This is a genomic window from Paenibacillus sp. P4_E11 (assembly GCF_056401635.1).
On record NZ_JBFUIX010000734.1, the window covers coordinates 1 to 517 of the forward strand.

A 517-nucleotide genomic window follows, 5' to 3' on the forward strand; every position below is an offset into this window, starting at 1 on the left:
CCGCATATTCTCTCTGAATTCTTCGAACAGTTGACCCTCGTTGTAATCGGCCAACAAGCTCGAATGACCTTCTTCACCGACCGTTCCTCTCCACGTATCCACTGCAAATACGTTTCCCTCGCCACGGTCATGGACGGCATGAGCCAACCATAAGGTAGATCGACCTTTCCACGAGCCTAGTTCCACTACGACACCGTTCGGTGAATGAAACCGGGCCAATTGATACAGCTTCATACCAGCCGCGTCTCCAACCCAACCTTGTACAGAAGCCACTTTCTGCCGAATCTGCTCCAAGCGCTGCTCCAGCATCGCATCCATCCACTCCTTAAGCATAGATCCCGCAATTATTCAATGTTTCTTGAAGCCGCACTACATCCACATAAATATCGCCCCGCTTGAACGCATAGTCGCTGGAAGGCGGCTCAGCATTCGCGATATATCCCCGGTGATGCAAGTCCACCCTTTGGGATAACGCCAAATAGCAAGGATTGCTGACMTCCGGGTGGAACAATTCCAC

Annotated in this window: 2 protein-coding genes; both read right to left on the reverse strand. The window is 51.6% G+C overall.

Annotated features, from left to right (window positions below):
• Nucleotides 1-318, reverse strand: a 318-nt coding sequence (locus tag AC1DWB_RS37195) for a class I SAM-dependent methyltransferase (protein WP_477546031.1), incomplete at its 3' end; no start/stop codon positions are given.
• A 7-nt stretch (nt 319-325) separates the two neighbouring features.
• Nucleotides 326-517, reverse strand: a 192-nt coding sequence (locus AC1DWB_RS37200; RefSeq protein WP_477546032.1) for a hypothetical protein, incomplete at its 5' end; no start/stop codon positions are given.